This window comes from Mediterraneibacter sp. 210702-DFI.3.120 (genome assembly GCF_020561005.1).
GTDB classification, from domain to species: domain Bacteria; phylum Bacillota; class Clostridia; order Lachnospirales; family Lachnospiraceae; genus Mediterraneibacter; species Mediterraneibacter faecis.
Genome location: NZ_JAJCNG010000014.1, coordinates 30,827 through 44,695, shown reverse-complemented (window position 1 = coordinate 44,695; position 13,869 = coordinate 30,827). Strand labels below are relative to the sequence as shown.

At 38.3% G+C, this 13,869-nt stretch carries 13 protein-coding genes and 1 pseudogene; 12 read left to right on the top strand and 2 right to left on the bottom strand.

The features are described 5' to 3' along the window. Positions 1-21: 21 nt before the first annotated feature. The 7 genes from LI162_RS08980 (at position 22) to LI162_RS08950 (ending at position 8,861) form a co-directional block, all read left to right on the top strand. Entirely contained in the window at positions 22-2,136 is a 2,115-nt protein-coding gene (locus LI162_RS08980) for an MSCRAMM family adhesin SdrC (RefSeq protein WP_226865619.1), read from the top strand. A 278-nt stretch (positions 2,137-2,414) separates the two neighbouring features. After that, positions 2,415-3,233: a metal-dependent transcriptional regulator gene (locus LI162_RS08975; protein WP_226865620.1), complete on the top strand. Its 819-nt coding sequence runs from the start codon at positions 2,415-2,417 to the stop codon at positions 3,231-3,233. A gap of 12 nt (positions 3,234-3,245) precedes the next feature. Further along, the gene (locus LI162_RS08970) at positions 3,246-4,064 is read left to right on the top strand and encodes a MarR family winged helix-turn-helix transcriptional regulator (RefSeq protein WP_227156333.1); all 819 of its coding nucleotides are present in this window, start codon (positions 3,246-3,248) and stop codon (positions 4,062-4,064) included. 398 nt (positions 4,065-4,462) lie between these two features. Then, entirely contained in the window at positions 4,463-4,888 is a 426-nt protein-coding gene (locus LI162_RS08965) for a YbaN family protein (RefSeq protein WP_117497254.1), read from the top strand. Further along, on the top strand, positions 4,889-5,215 hold the full coding sequence (locus LI162_RS08960; protein ID WP_227156332.1) for a nitrous oxide-stimulated promoter family protein: 327 nt from the start codon (positions 4,889-4,891) through the stop codon (positions 5,213-5,215). It begins immediately after the preceding gene. An 80-nt stretch (positions 5,216-5,295) separates the two neighbouring features. Beyond that, on the top strand, positions 5,296-7,035 hold the full coding sequence (locus LI162_RS08955) for an ABC transporter ATP-binding protein/permease (protein WP_227156331.1): 1,740 nt from the start codon (positions 5,296-5,298) through the stop codon (positions 7,033-7,035). Then, positions 7,035-8,861: an amino acid ABC transporter ATP-binding/permease protein gene (locus tag LI162_RS08950; RefSeq protein ID WP_227156330.1), complete on the top strand. Its 1,827-nt coding sequence runs from the start codon at positions 7,035-7,037 to the stop codon at positions 8,859-8,861. Before LI162_RS08955 ends, LI162_RS08950 begins: the two co-directional genes overlap by 1 nt. On the opposite strand, the gene LI162_RS08945 is transcribed toward LI162_RS08950, so the two are convergent. Continuing rightward, entirely contained in the window at positions 8,862-9,791 is a 930-nt protein-coding gene (locus LI162_RS08945; protein WP_227156329.1) for an AEC family transporter, read from the bottom strand. 120 nt (positions 9,792-9,911) lie between these two features. Between LI162_RS08945 and LI162_RS16075 the strand changes: the two genes are divergently transcribed. From LI162_RS16075 to LI162_RS08920, 5 genes and pseudogenes are all read left to right on the top strand, one after another. Next, complete coding sequence (locus LI162_RS16075) at positions 9,912-10,082, top strand: MarR family transcriptional regulator (protein WP_155203286.1); 171 nt, start codon at positions 9,912-9,914, stop codon at positions 10,080-10,082. A 62-nt stretch (positions 10,083-10,144) separates the two neighbouring features. Then, positions 10,145-10,207, top strand: a pseudogene (locus tag LI162_RS08935) (IS200/IS605 family transposase); the annotation flags it as partial. A gap of 89 nt (positions 10,208-10,296) precedes the next feature. Further along, positions 10,297-10,776, top strand: coding sequence for an RNA polymerase sigma factor (locus LI162_RS08930; RefSeq protein ID WP_155203618.1), 480 nt, complete (start codon positions 10,297-10,299; stop codon positions 10,774-10,776). Next, positions 10,769-11,374, top strand: coding sequence for a hypothetical protein (locus LI162_RS08925; RefSeq protein ID WP_155203284.1), 606 nt, complete (start codon positions 10,769-10,771; stop codon positions 11,372-11,374). Before LI162_RS08930 ends, LI162_RS08925 begins: the two co-directional genes overlap by 8 nt. 40 nt (positions 11,375-11,414) lie before the next feature. Then, on the top strand, positions 11,415-11,858 hold the full coding sequence (locus tag LI162_RS08920; protein ID WP_226861871.1) for a hypothetical protein: 444 nt from the start codon (positions 11,415-11,417) through the stop codon (positions 11,856-11,858). Here the strand turns inward: LI162_RS08920 and LI162_RS08915 are convergent. Next, positions 11,855-13,843 carry a hypothetical protein gene (locus LI162_RS08915; RefSeq protein WP_227156328.1) on the bottom strand — a complete coding sequence of 663 codons (1,989 nt, stop codon included), beginning with the start codon at positions 13,841-13,843 and terminating at the stop codon, positions 11,855-11,857. The genes LI162_RS08920 and LI162_RS08915 overlap by 4 nt on opposite strands. Between the last annotated feature and the right edge of the window lie 26 nt (positions 13,844-13,869).

The following is a 13,869-nucleotide window of genomic DNA, read 5'->3' as shown; positions in this document are numbered from 1 at the left end:
AAATCTGAAGGAGAAGATGAGTTGAAAAAGTGGATACAAAGGATAATATTTATTATTCTAATATTGATTGTTATTGTAATGGTGTCGGTATTAGGATATCAAAAATTATATAAGGATAAGAAACAAAAACAAGAGGGAGATGTTATTGTAAAAGAAAATGTAAAAGTCATTACTTCAGATATGGATAAGAAAAAGAAACCGATAAATGTGAATGATGATAACCTTGTCTTTGAATCAAATCCGAAATACAAAGAAGGAGACGTAATTGTTGCAGGTGAGATTAGTGGAGCTGAAAATGGATTTATAAGAAAAGTAGTGTCAGTTAAAAAAGCAACTGGAGGGTATGTAGTAGAAACGCAGTCAGCTCTTCTAACAGATGTGTTTGAAAAAGCATATATTGAAAAAAGACTAAAATTAACAAAAGATGGAGTGCAAGAAGTATCTAATAATGTGAGCAAAAAAGATACTGATAAAGCTGTAGAGACAGTACAGATGATGTCCGCTAAAATGGAAAAGAATTATTCTGTGATAGAGATGGCAGATAAGAAAAAAGATAGTAGTTCATCAGATGGCACAGAAACTCAAGATGATTCGAAGTCAAAAGAAGATAGTGACAAAAAGACTCAAAAGGATTCAAAGTCAAAAGAAGATGATGACAAAAAGACTCGAAATGATTCAAAGTTAAAAGAAGGCAGTAGCGAAGAGACTCAGGATGATTCGAAATCGAAAGAAAGTGATAACGAAGATCCAGAGAAAGAAGAACCAGAAAGTGAGTATGATTTTGGAAAAGCTTTTGAGGAAACGATAGATGATGTTACGATTTCAGGTGATATGGGAGTTGATCTTGAAGTTGAATTGATGTTAGATATTAATCATGGAAATATCAAATATGGCATGGCGATGTATAGGAAAGCGGGGGCAAATCTTTCAGTTGATTTGAAAGAAAGTATGAGTAAAGAGCATGAGAAGCAACTGTTTGAAAAAAAATTACCTAATTATACTTTTGTCGTGGCAGGAGTACCGATTGTTATAACGAATCAATTAGAATCAAATCTTACAGGAAAGATTGGAATTGAGGGAAATTGGAATATGTCACTTTCCTGGTTAGATGAACAGACTGTTGGATTTATATATGATAGTAAGACAAATAAAGTGAAAGAGATTAAAGATCCAAAAGAGCAGAAAGATATTTCAGATGGAATTGAGTGGTCAACTATTGCATCAGCAAAAGGCGATGCCTCCGCAGGAATAGATATTCATTTAATTACAAAGATATATGGAACATGTGGAGGTGATATCTCAGCTGGAATCTTTGGAAATGCATCAGGTGAGGTGAGTTTGTCTAATCGAGAGGATCAATACTATGCAGGAACAGTAAATCTGAGTATTGTTCCTAATCTTACAGGAAAGCTTGTTGTTGACCTTCCACTTGTATCAGAGGAACTTATGGAGGTGGAAATTTTCAATAAAGATTTACCGGCAATTTGGGAAAAAGAGTGGAAATCCAGCTGGAATCCAGACGATGATTTGAATTATTCTGATACCGGGGAGCAGTGGAACTTATATAAAACCAGATATGGGGAAACATATAATGTTGATGCGCAAGAGTTTCAATTTAAAATTCCTTTAGGATGGAACGTTGAAAGCGAAGAAATAGGGGAACCAAATGATGAAATTATGGAAAAGGTTGTGTTATCTAATGAGCGCGGTGTTACAGTTACATTTTGGTCTCTAGTACACAAATTGGGAGGAAGGTCTGGTGTGTCTATGTTACAAGCGGATATAACAAAAGCGGATGATTCAGAATTCGTTCCGAGTTTTCCAAATGGAACAAATACAGACTTCTCATCATTAGGCAATTTTATTGTAGCGAAGGTACATATTATTGGCGAATTGGATATGAAGAGAGATTCAGATTTTACTCCCGTAGATTCAGGAACTACATTTTATGCAGTTGTTCCAGAATCTTATCTTGGAACAAGAGAATTTGTAGGACAAGCTGGGAATGTAGATGAATTTTCTTTTGACTATCCAACACCATATGCATTCATTGCAGAGGCACCAGATGGAACCTTTACTGCGGGTGAAGAAAGAGATGTGGTTAAAATATTGAAGAGTTTTAAAGTTGCAGAGTAAAAGAGAAAAATGTTCACTTATAAAATAGCAGGCGGAGCCCCCGCCTGTTTTTAAATTGAAATTTATTGCCTTTTTAGGTAGGCGTTTTTCATACATAATACTTAATTCATCATATACCTGTCCTCGGTTTTGAATGATCATAGTCCGTTTTTTGTAGCTTCATCGAAAGTACAGGAAGCATTTGAAAGACTGGATCATTATGTGTTTCATCCTTAAAATGAATTGACAAGATATAAAATCGCTGGTAGGGTAAAAAGGGGAGTGTGATAGGAGAAAAAATGGATACAAGTACTGAAAAACATAATTTTCCACATTCAAAATCAGAGAAAGAAGAGGATATCTTAGAGCAGTTGTGTATCTGGAAGACACAGAATATCTCATTAGATCTGGAACGAATCTGTCAGCATTTCAGAATGGAGAAAAGAGATATAGTGGTGTGTCTCAAGAGGATGCAAAAGGAAGGATATCTTGAAAAAATAATTGCAGGACAGGAGATACAATTGACAGATTATGGGCTATCTGTAGGAAATGATTATATTTACCGGCATAATTCAATCAGTCAGATGTTACAGTTTATTGGTGTAAATGAAAAGACGGCAGACCAGGATGCATGTCGGATTGAACACATTGTAACCGATGAATCTACGAGAGCAATCTGCCAGTTTATCAATTATGAAAACATGTACTATGAGAGAAGAATAAGAAATTCAGAACTGACAGACCGTTATGAAAAAGGAAACTATATTTTTTCAATGCAGATGTATAGTCTGGAGCAACGCTGTCCTAGAAAATTAAAGAAGGAATATCATTGTTATTCCAGGAATGTAATTCTTGAAATAACAAAAAAGGGTTATTTTAAATTACAGAAAGTGAGCAGTCTGGGAAACAAAAGATTATGGTATAAGAACTATGATAAACAGTGGGTTTTAGCTGAACAAGGAGCACAAGGAGAACAGATTCCATCCAGAGTCTTTGAATTTATTATAAAGCCGAATGACAGAGTGATTGAGGGAAAACTTCTGATTGCATTTATGCCGGAGAATCAGACAGAACCGGAAGTGTGGGACTGTGGACAACTAGAAGTGGAAATATGGTAGAGGAATTGAGTCATGACCAGGAACCAGACAGTAGAAATTAATCATCTGACAGTATTACAAATTCAGTATCTGACAGAATTGGAACAACTGGAAAAGGGAAGAGGGACAATTGGTGCAGTTGCTACAAAATGTGGCGTAAAACATCCAACAGTAAGCCGATTCTTTAAAAGTTGTATAGAAAAAGGATATCTGACCGAAAGTCTTGAATTCACGGATAAAGGGAAAAAGATGCTCCGTTGGCATCAGAAAGTCCAAAAAGACGTTAGGGAGTATCTGGAACGCAGTGGGATTACAGAAGGAATCGATGATGTTCTGAAAGGAATGATCGAAAATATTGATTACAGAAGACTGGAAGAACTTACAAAAAGCCATATGCGAATCAATAAAGAAATTCGAATGCAAAAAGAACAGAATCAGATTAGAAACATAGAAGAACTTGTGGAGTATGGCAATCATCCAGTTGTGATTTCTATCCTGCAGACAGATGGGAGTAGTCGATCCATGGCAGAAAATGGATTCGAACCTCTCGGGATTGTGAAACGTAATAAAAGAGGCTGTTATCTCGAATTGACAATCAGAGAAATGCATGCGGTATCTCGGATTAATGGAAAACAGATGAAAGGGCATCTTACCTGTCTGAAATATTTGCAAGGGGATATGTATAAAATTGCAGATGTAAAGAACGGAAGGATAAAAATACCTTTGAATGCATGTGTTTTTCAGAATTTTGACCATGGAACGTTACGTGGAAATCTTTTGATTACTGTGTCCAGTTCGGTTGGAGAAGCACATATGCCAGAGAGTACAGCACGATTGATTTTTAAGCTGTAAGTGTTAAAAATGCGAGAGGTTAACAGATAATAGATTTAATAAATATGTCTTAAAAGAAGTAATGTATGTAAAATCAGGAGCATATAGTACTTCTTTTTTTATGGTATAATGCCGCTGTTTTACAATTTATTAACAAGTAAAAAGAAAAAAATATTGATAAAAATTATCAAATAGTATGAAAAATAACGTATTTATAAGGAGATTAGAAAATGAAGATTTCGTACTTAAGGGTACGAAATAAGTGGAAAAATATTGACAGTCAGAAAGAGTATAATATATATTTTAACAGGATAATAGTCATAACTAACAACAAATGGAAGAAACTAACCTTGCGTGTTCGGAAATGACCATCATTATCTTATAAATACAGATGAAAATAAGTGATAAAGGAGAGGAGTATGGAGAAGAAAAATAAAACGAGAAAAAATCCTTTAAAAATAGTATGGATTGTGCTTGGATTTCTTTGCCTGGGACTTGGTACGATAGGAATTGTACTTCCTATCCTGCCAACCGTTCCATTTTATATGGCAACACTGTTTTGCTTTGCAAAGAGTTCTAAGAAATTGCACGACTGGTTCATAGGAACGAATTTATATAAGAAACATCTAGATAGTTTTGTTCAGAAAAGAGCTATGACCATGGGAACAAAATGCAAGATTATCGGAATGGTAACGGTAGTTATGTTGATTGGTTTTATCTGCATGAAGAATGTACCGATTGGAAGAATCTGTATCGCAGTGGTTTGGGTATGTCATTTGTTATATTTCTTCCTGAAAATTCAAACGATAAAGCCTGAGGAACAGGAACTGGAGGCAGCAGAATAAATGGATTCAATCGAAAAGAAGCGGCAGAAGGAACAGTGCGTTGTGGAAGAAATGATCCGGCTGTACTGCCGGAAGAATCATAAGGAATATGACAAAACGACAGGAAAGATGTGTCCTTCCTGTCAGGAACTTTCGGATTATGCCAGACTCAGAAGCCAGAAATGTCCCTTTATGGAAGAGAAAACATTCTGTGCGAACTGTAAGGTGCATTGCTACAAGCCGGAGATGAGGGAGAAGATTCGGAAGGTTATGCGGTTTTCCGGACCGAGGATGCTTCTGTATCATCCGGCACTTGCAGTGTGGCATTTGATATGCAGTAGGAAATAAAAAGAACAAAAAAAGAAACGAGCAAGCCGCTTGAACAGTAACAAATCACTGGGGTGAAAATTCTAAACAAGGAGTTACTTATGATTAAAACAAGACTGATGGGGCTGTTGTCCCACGCAAAAAAGTATATCGTGTATACGATTTTGTGGCAGTGGGCAGCCCTCCTGTCACAAGTGTTAGCGGTTTTTACTATCGCAGATTTACTGGAACGTGTAGTGTACCAGGCAGTAACCGTACCGATCATTGAACGGACCATAATGATCTTAGTCCTGGTCGTTGTGATTCGTTTTGTATGCGAACGGATGGGAGCAAAGTCTTCTTATCTGGCGTGCGTGGATGTGAAACGGATTCTGCGTGAAAAGATTTATGAGAAAATGTTAAAGCTGGGAACTTCCTACAGTGAGCAGGTATCCTCTTCGGAGGTCGTACAGGTGTCAACTGAGGGTGTGGAGCAGTTGGAAACATACTTTGGAAAATATCTCCCACAGTTATTTTACAGCCTGATCGCACCGCTGACCTTGTTTATCATTCTTTGTAGAGTGAGTCTGAAAGCGAGCGTTATCCTGCTAATCTGTGTACCGCTGATCCCGATTTCTATCGTGGTGGTACAGAAAGTGGCGAAGAGATTATTAAATAACTATTGGAGCATCTATACCGGACTGGGTGATTCGTTCCTTGAGAATTTGCAGGGACTTACCACATTGAAGATTTATCAGGCAGACCAGCAGAAAGCAGACGAGATGGATGTGGAATCCCAGAACTTCCGTAGGATTACGATGAAAGTTCTGACCATGCAGCTTAATTCCACCAGTGTGATGGATATTGTGGCGTATGGTGGAGCTGCGATCGGTATGGCGGTTGCGGTATCTGAATTCTTAAAAGGAAATATCAGTGTAGCAGGAACGTTATGTATCGTTCTGCTTGCCAGCGAGTTTTTCCTGCCGCTCAGACTGCTTGGTTCATTCTTCCATATCGCAATGAATGGTATGGCAGCGAGTGATAAGATTTTCAAGATTTTAGATTTGCCGGAACCACAGGCTGGAGAAAAAACACTGCCGGATGGAGCATTAGATGTTACATTAAAAGATGTGCACTTTTCTTATGAAGAGGACAGAGAGATTTTAAAAGGAATCAACTTAAATCTTCCGGCAGGAAGTTTTGTATCACTGGTTGGTGAATCCGGATGTGGTAAGAGTACAATCGCTGGAATGCTTGCAGCAAAGAACCGGGGATACAGCGGAGAAATCACCATCGGTGGTGTACCGCTTAACGAAGTGAATGAAACAAATCTGATGCAGAGGGTTGTTCTGGTTCGCCATAACAGCTACCTGTTCAAAGGTACAGTAGAAGAAAATCTGAAGATGGCAAAACCGGACGCAACGAAAGAAGAGATGGAAGCAGTTCTTCAGAAAGTCAATCTCTTAGGGTTCTTACAGACACAGGATGGCTTGCAGACACAGTTGCTGGAAAAAGCAAGCAACCTGTCCGGCGGTCAGTGCCAGAGACTGGTGATTGCCAGAGCATTGCTTCGGACAGACAGTGCAGTTTATATTTTTGATGAAGCTGCATCCAATATCGATGTGGAAAGTGAAGAACTGATCATGAATGTGATTCACGAACTGGCAAAGACAAAGACGGTGCTTCTGATTTCCCACAGACTGGCAAATGTCGTGAAGTCTGATAAGATTTATTTCTTAAAAGATGGAGAAATCAAAGAAAGCGGAAAGCATGACGAACTGATGAGCCAGAATGGTGCGTACAGACATCTGTATGAAAGCCAGATGGCACTGGAAAACTATGGAAAAGGAGGAGTGGCATAATGAGTGAAAATACGAATACAACAAAACGAAGAAGTGCCATTCAAATCATGGAAAGCCTGATCGGGTTAGTAAAACCCCTGCTCCATATCATGCTGGCAGCAATCATCCTTGGAACATTGGGATATTTGTGTGCAATCTTCCTGACAATACTGGCAGGACAGGTCATCATGCATGGACTTCTGACAGGAGTAGCCGGAATGATTGTTCCGGTGGACAATATGTGGTTAGTATTTACCCCAGTAAAAACGATTATTACAGTTATGATTGTAATTGCAGTGCTTCGTGGAATCCTGCATTATATGGAGCAGTATTGTAATCATTTTATCGCATTTAAACTGTTGGCAATCATCCGTCATAAAGTGTTTGCAGCACTGCGGAAGCTCTGTCCGGCAAAACTGGAAGGACGGGATAAGGGAAACCTGATTTCTATTATTACAACCGATATCGAATTACTGGAAGTGTTCTATGCACATACCATTTCCCCGATTGCGATTGCAACATTGACTTCTATCATTATGTTGATTTTTATTGGAAGATATCACTGGTTAGCAGGTCTGCTTGCACTGGCAGCTTATCTGATTGTCGGTGTAGCTATCCCAATGTGGAATGGAAAACGTGGCAGTCAGAAGGGAATGGAATTTCGAACAAACTTTGGAGAACTGAATAGTTTTGTCCTGGATTCCCTACGTGGACTGGACGAGACCATTCAGTATGGACAGGGTGAAAAGAGAAAAGAGCAGATGTCTGAGCGTTCCAAAAATCTTGCAGGAATGCAGGAGTCATTAAGCAAAATGGAAGGCTCACAGCGTTCATTTACGAACATGGTTATCCTGCTTGCATCCTTTGGAATGCTGGCACTGACAATCTGTCTGTACGACAAAGGTGCGATGGAATTCGAGGGAATCTTAACCTGTACCATCGCAATGATGGGTTCTTTCGGACCGGTAGTAGCATTATCAAGCCTTTCCAATAACCTGAACCAGACACTGGCAAGTGGTGAGCGTGTTCTTTCTCTTCTGGAAGAGACACCGCTTGTGGAAGAAATTCCGGGTGATGTGGAAACTTCCAATGCAGAGAGCATGGAACATGAATTTACAGGAGCAGAGGCAGAGAACGTAACATTTGCTTATAAGGTGAATGGCTCCGAAGGAGACAGACAAGGGGAGCCCGCTAGGGCGGGAAGGTGCCCTGGGGCAGAGGACGGCCTGGACCGCGATAATGAGGTTATTTTAGATAACTATTCACTGAAATTACAGCCGGGTAAGATCACAGGGATTCATGGTGTGAGCGGCTCCGGAAAATCTACACTTTTAAAACTGTTGATGCGTTTTTGGGATGTGCAGGGTGGAAGCATGTCGGTAGACGGTACAGATGTCCGAAAGATTCCGACCAGGCATTTAAGAGATATGGAAAGTTATGTCACGCAGGAAACACACCTGTTCCATGATTCCATTGCAAATAATATCGCAATCGCAAAGCCGGGAGCATCCAGAGAAGAGATTATGGAAGCCGCAAAGAAAGCGTCTATCCACGATTTTATTATGACACTTCCGAAAGGATATGATACGGAAGTCGGAGAACTAGGTGATACATTATCTGGCGGTGAGAAACAGAGAATCGGAATTGCAAGAGCATTTCTCCATGATGCACCGATGATTCTGATGGATGAGCCAACCAGCAATCTGGACTCGCTGAACGAAGGAATCATTTTGAAATCATTAAAAGAATCCGCCAGAAAGAAAACCGTTGTTTTGGTATCCCACCGAGTATCCACAATGAACGTGGCAGATGTGGTATATGAAATGGAGAATGGAAGAATTTCATAGCTAAAACATTTGAAATAGCATTACTAAAAGCGGCATGGTAACAATAGAAAACAGTGTTGTAACAACATTGATCGCACTGGCATATTGAGAATCATTTCCGTATACCTGACACATCTGAGTTACAGTTGAGGCAGATGGAGTAATGATTGCAAGAAATACAATGAGCATGATTTTATCTCCATCTGCTGAAAAAGCGGCGAGATGGCTCAACTGAATCAGAATCAGTGCAAATACGGGTAATACGATTAACCGGAGAATAGAGATAAAGTATACTTTCTTATTTGTAAAAATCTGTTTCAGATCCATACCGGCGAAAAGCATACCTGTTACGATCATGCTTGCTGGTCCAATCATATTACCGACAGAACTTATCGAATCATTTATGATTTCCGGTAAATGGATTTTTGTAAAGAAAAGCAGGATTCCAATAAAAATAGAAATCATATTTATATTGAGGACAATCTTTTTCCAGTCATAAGAAGCCTCTTGGCTGATAATTTTCTTACAGTGAGTCCATATAAAAACGAGTTGCACGCTCATGAATACACATCCATATAATACCCACTCTTTTCCTAAGATAAAAGTTACGATTGGTACGATCAGATTACCAGAATTAGAGTAATAGATAGAGGCAATTTCTACTTCATTCAAGTGAAAAAGTTTTCCTAAAGCAGAAATAACAATAAGAAGAATGATCTGAGTGATTACAGATGCTATAAAAGCTAACAATAATCCTTTCACAGTGTCAGAGGTATAATCAACTTGAAAAGCGTTTATAATTACACAAGGGATGACCAGATAGAGGATGATTTTGGATAATACCTTACTGTCGGTATCCTCAACAATACCTGTTTTTACAATTAAGTATCCCATAAAGATCATAAGAAAAAGCTGTGCAATTTGTTTCATGAGAAGTATACTGATGGTCATAAAATTATCTCCGTATTCTTGTAAAGTCTTTCATAATAGAACTGATTTAAACCATAAATAAGTATAGTACTTTTTCAAGAAAAGTAAAGAGCGTAAGTAAAATCCGTACCGCATACGAAAATGCTCCTTGATATGTTGCGCAATAATCCAACAATTACGCAAAAAGAAATTATTGAACGAGTCTCTTTGTCGAGAAGCGCTGTTCAGAGAATGATTAAAGAGTTGTCTAAATTAGGACGATTAGAGAGAGTTGGTTCAAAGAAAACTGGCAGTTGGATTGTAAAAGAGTAAAAGAAAATATGTTACTTTGAAATCTCCGTTGTTCTGTTGTAGAATGACGGAGATTTTTCATGTATAAATATGGTAACAGACATTTTTGGTGCAGAGGATATTATGTCGATACGGTAGGAAAAAATATTTGATTAAATTTGTCACTTTTTTAAATTTTGAAACGTTTTATTATAAAAGGAATTGAGTAGGATATCGGGAGAGGAATGTGAAAGGTATGCTTGAACAAGCTTCAGTTGAGGAGATGTTTCAGAAATATGGAGAAATGCTATATAAAATATGTATCGTAATGCTTGAAAATACGTATGATGCAGAAGATACAGTGCAAGATGTATTAATAAAATATATGACAAAAAAGCCTCTTTTTGAAACTTATGAACATGAAAAGGCATGGTTAATTAGAGTTACAATAAATCTTTGTAAAGATAAATTGCGTTTCTATAAACAACATCCATATATAAATATCGAAACAATTAAGACTACATATCCTGAGGATAGTATAGATAATCAGATACTTGCTATCCTTTTAGAATTACCATCTAAATATAAGGAAGTGCTTTTATTATATTATGTAGAAGGATATAAATGCTTTGAAATAAGTAAGATTTTGAAAATTACGGAATCGACTGTGAAAAAGCGTTTGGAACGAGGTCGGAAATTATTAAAAAAGAAGTTGGGAGTGAATGAGTGTGGATAAAAATTCAATTAAAAGTGCTGTGACTGGAATTGAATTTACTGAAGAATCCAAACAGAGAATTTTTGATGGGATTGAAAGAAGAAAAAATTTGAAACAGAAAATTCACATAAAGAGAATTACAACGGGGATAGTTGCAACTGCCATAGTTTTTTTGTGTGTGTTTACAAATATCTTGCAAAAAAATAAATCAATAATTACAGTTTATGCGATGACGCAAGATGGAAATGAGAAAGGTTCTGTTTTAATACCAGAACATAAAGAAACTTTAAAATTGATGGAAACGCCGGTAGGAAATGGTTATATTTTTCAGATAGATATACCAGAGAATTACATGTATAATTGCAAGTCATTAGAAAAAGAAAATAGTATTTTTACAATTTACCAAAAAGGGGAAAAAATATATTGGATTCCCGAGTCAAATATATTTGAACAAATTTATAGTGGTGAAAATGAGAAGTTGACAAATAGTAGTCCAAATTGTGTGAACGAATGTGAATTTGAAATAGTAGTTTACAATGAAAATAAAGAAATTTCATATGAGGAGGTTATAAAATTTGAATTAGTAAATGGAAAATGTATTGTTACACTAAAAAAGTAAATTACTGTTTGGAAATAAAAATATGTTTTGGAGGTAGAATATGAAAATAAAAATTAAATTAATGGTAACTTTTATGGCATTGGTTTTAAGTATTTTTACAGCTATTTCTGTAAGTGCAGCATCAGAAGATCCGTATCAGGCAGTGATTGATAAATTGAATAAAGAGTATTCGATGGATATTCATTTTATGAACTCGGAAGAATTTTGCGTATATTCAATGGAGAAACAGCAAAAGATAGATATTACACCAGAGGAATTCGAAAAGAATTTGAGGGAACAAATTATTGAAAACAACCGGGCTAAAGCTGAAGCAGATAAAAAATTTGCAGAATTAGAAGCGAAGGATATTATTGAAAGTGGAAGTGGAGTTTGTAAACCTAAAAATACAACTAGATGGAGTTTTGGGCAGGCAGTGGAATGTAGAAAAAGAATTATAGAGAGAAGGCTTTGGGTCAATAGAAATGACCCAAAGCCTTCTTCTTAATCAATCCCATCTGTCTCAATAATAAACCGTACTTCTCCGGTCTGTTCTTCCAACTTACCGCCATAATTATCGTATTCAGCGTCCGCTTCTTTGACAGCTTTCATTCTTTTAGAGAGATTCTTCAGATCATCCCCGCCTAGTTTTTCAAGTTCCTGGATTCCTTCTTTATCAAAGAGAGTAAGTCCTTCAGAGAGAGAAGAGATTCCTTCGGCAAGGGTTGTGTATCCTTCTTTTAGCTCTTTCCCGGCTGTGCCCAGTTTAGTAGCTCCTTGAGATAGCGTTGAGCTGCCTTCAGACAATTGACTGATTCCCTGTTGGAAAGAGGTAAGTCCCTGAGTGAGCTGTAAACTGCCGGCAGATAAAGCAGAAAGTGAGTTCTGTAAAGTCTTTAATGTCTCACTGAGAGAAGAAAGACTCTGTGCTGCCTGAGCAAAGGAACCGGCACCGGAAGATATCTGGTCAAGCGTAGTATGGCAGGAAGCAATCAGTTCCGTCAGGCTGTTTAATGTTCCTTCCGTGGCGGATTTCAGCTGATCGATATCTGTGGAGGAAGAAGAAAGATCAAGGTTCTGATCAATTGCAGATGCAATCGTATCATTTATTTCATTCTTTAATTGTGACATCTTATCGTTGACAGCATCTTTAGATTCTTCTGATAATTCTGAATCTGATGCAGTTTCAGAAACAATCTGATCGATCGCAGACTGGACAGCATCTGTCGCAGCGGTTTTGGACTGTTCTTTTGCGTCCTCTGTGATAGAAGATTTCAGAGTATCCCAGTTGACGGATGCGAAGGAGGATTTCGCCTCTGCAAGAGAGGAATCAACAGAATCCAGCTGTTGGCTGAGTGATTTGATCTGTCCCTGAAGTGATGAAAGTGTCTCAGCAGACGGAAGAGAACTGGAATCCGTGTTTATCTGGCCAGAGAGAGCAGAATTCAGCTGTTCAAGACCATTTTGAAGAGAAGAAGCACCTGCAACCAGCTTTCCGGAATTTTCATTAAGTGCGGTTACACCGTTATCTAAAGCGTCTGATCCTTCGGCAAGTTGTGAGACACCGTCTACATATTGCCCAAGATAACTTTGATAAGTAGAAGCGCCGCCCAGCAGCTGCGCTGCTCCGTCAGCAAGTTTGCCGGATGCATCTCCGAGTTCCTGCAGGCTGTCAGCTGCATCCTCCATATCGTCAAAGGAATCCTCTTCCAGATCTTCAAACAGACCGGAGGAGACCACAGTCGCAGTAAAGTCCATCTCAAAATCTGTTATATCTGCAGTTACTTCCACTGATTCTGGGATAGAGATATCTTCCGTAGGTTCATAATCAGTAAGCTTCAGACTGTCCTTAAGTCCCGGGCAGGCATAACCGACAACGACGCTCTGGTCATTCATGGTAAATATTTTACCATTCGTCACCTGGATATTAGAAGCAGTATCTTCCGGAAGAATCATGGCGGAGATCACTGCGAATGGAACCGGAGAAGTCATCTCTTCACCATTTATGGTTACATTTTCTTCGGTAGTATTTTTATAATCAAAACGAATTCCAAGTTTGCCGCTTTTTCCGGAGAGATCTTCCGGTTGTATAGATTTTCCATCCAGTGTGTAACTGATTTTTACATTCACAGGAAGTTCTTCTGTAGAAGTACCTTCATAATGAATGTCCTCCCCTTTGTTTTCCCAGGTAATCGTTCCGTCAGAGGACTGGGTGAAGGACTCATTTCCTTTCGTATTTTTTATGTCTTTCAGAGTTGAGAAGTCTTTGATTTCATTTGATGTTCCGTTATTTTTCAAGTCCGTCTGGACTTTGATCTCATGTATCGTTCCGCTTGCATCAGCTTTTACATATACCGTTTCTGATTTGTCAGCATCTGAAGCAGTAGTAGCTGTTTTGGTGTCAGTTGAGCATCCGGTCAGACTTGTGGCAGAAACCAGGACAAGACTGGCACACAGACCAGGAACTAATTTTTGTAATAGTTTTCTTTTCACGGGAAATCCTCCTTTCAAATGGTACC

Bases quoted from the DNA above. Each gene is read 5' to 3' on its own strand.
- LI162_RS08975 (WP_226865620.1), top strand. From the start codon at position 2,415: ATGGATACAAGTACTGAAAAACATAATTTTCCACATTCAAAATCAGAG.
- LI162_RS08970 (WP_227156333.1), top strand. From the start codon at position 3,246: ATGACCAGGAACCAGACAGTAGAAATTAATCATCTGACAGTATTACAA.
- LI162_RS08965 (WP_117497254.1), top strand. From the start codon at position 4,463: ATGGAGAAGAAAAATAAAACGAGAAAAAATCCTTTAAAAATAGTATGG.
- LI162_RS08960 (WP_227156332.1), top strand. From the start codon at position 4,889: ATGGATTCAATCGAAAAGAAGCGGCAGAAGGAACAGTGCGTTGTGGAA.
- LI162_RS08955 (WP_227156331.1), top strand. From the start codon at position 5,296: ATGATTAAAACAAGACTGATGGGGCTGTTGTCCCACGCAAAAAAGTAT.
- LI162_RS08950 (WP_227156330.1), top strand. From the start codon at position 7,035: ATGAGTGAAAATACGAATACAACAAAACGAAGAAGTGCCATTCAAATC.
- LI162_RS08945 (WP_227156329.1), bottom strand. From the start codon at position 9,791: ATGACCATCAGTATACTTCTCATGAAACAAATTGCACAGCTTTTTCTT.
- LI162_RS16075 (WP_155203286.1), top strand. From the start codon at position 9,912: ATGCTCCTTGATATGTTGCGCAATAATCCAACAATTACGCAAAAAGAA.
- LI162_RS08930 (WP_155203618.1), top strand. From the start codon at position 10,297: ATGCTTGAACAAGCTTCAGTTGAGGAGATGTTTCAGAAATATGGAGAA.
- LI162_RS08920 (WP_226861871.1), top strand. From the start codon at position 11,415: ATGAAAATAAAAATTAAATTAATGGTAACTTTTATGGCATTGGTTTTA.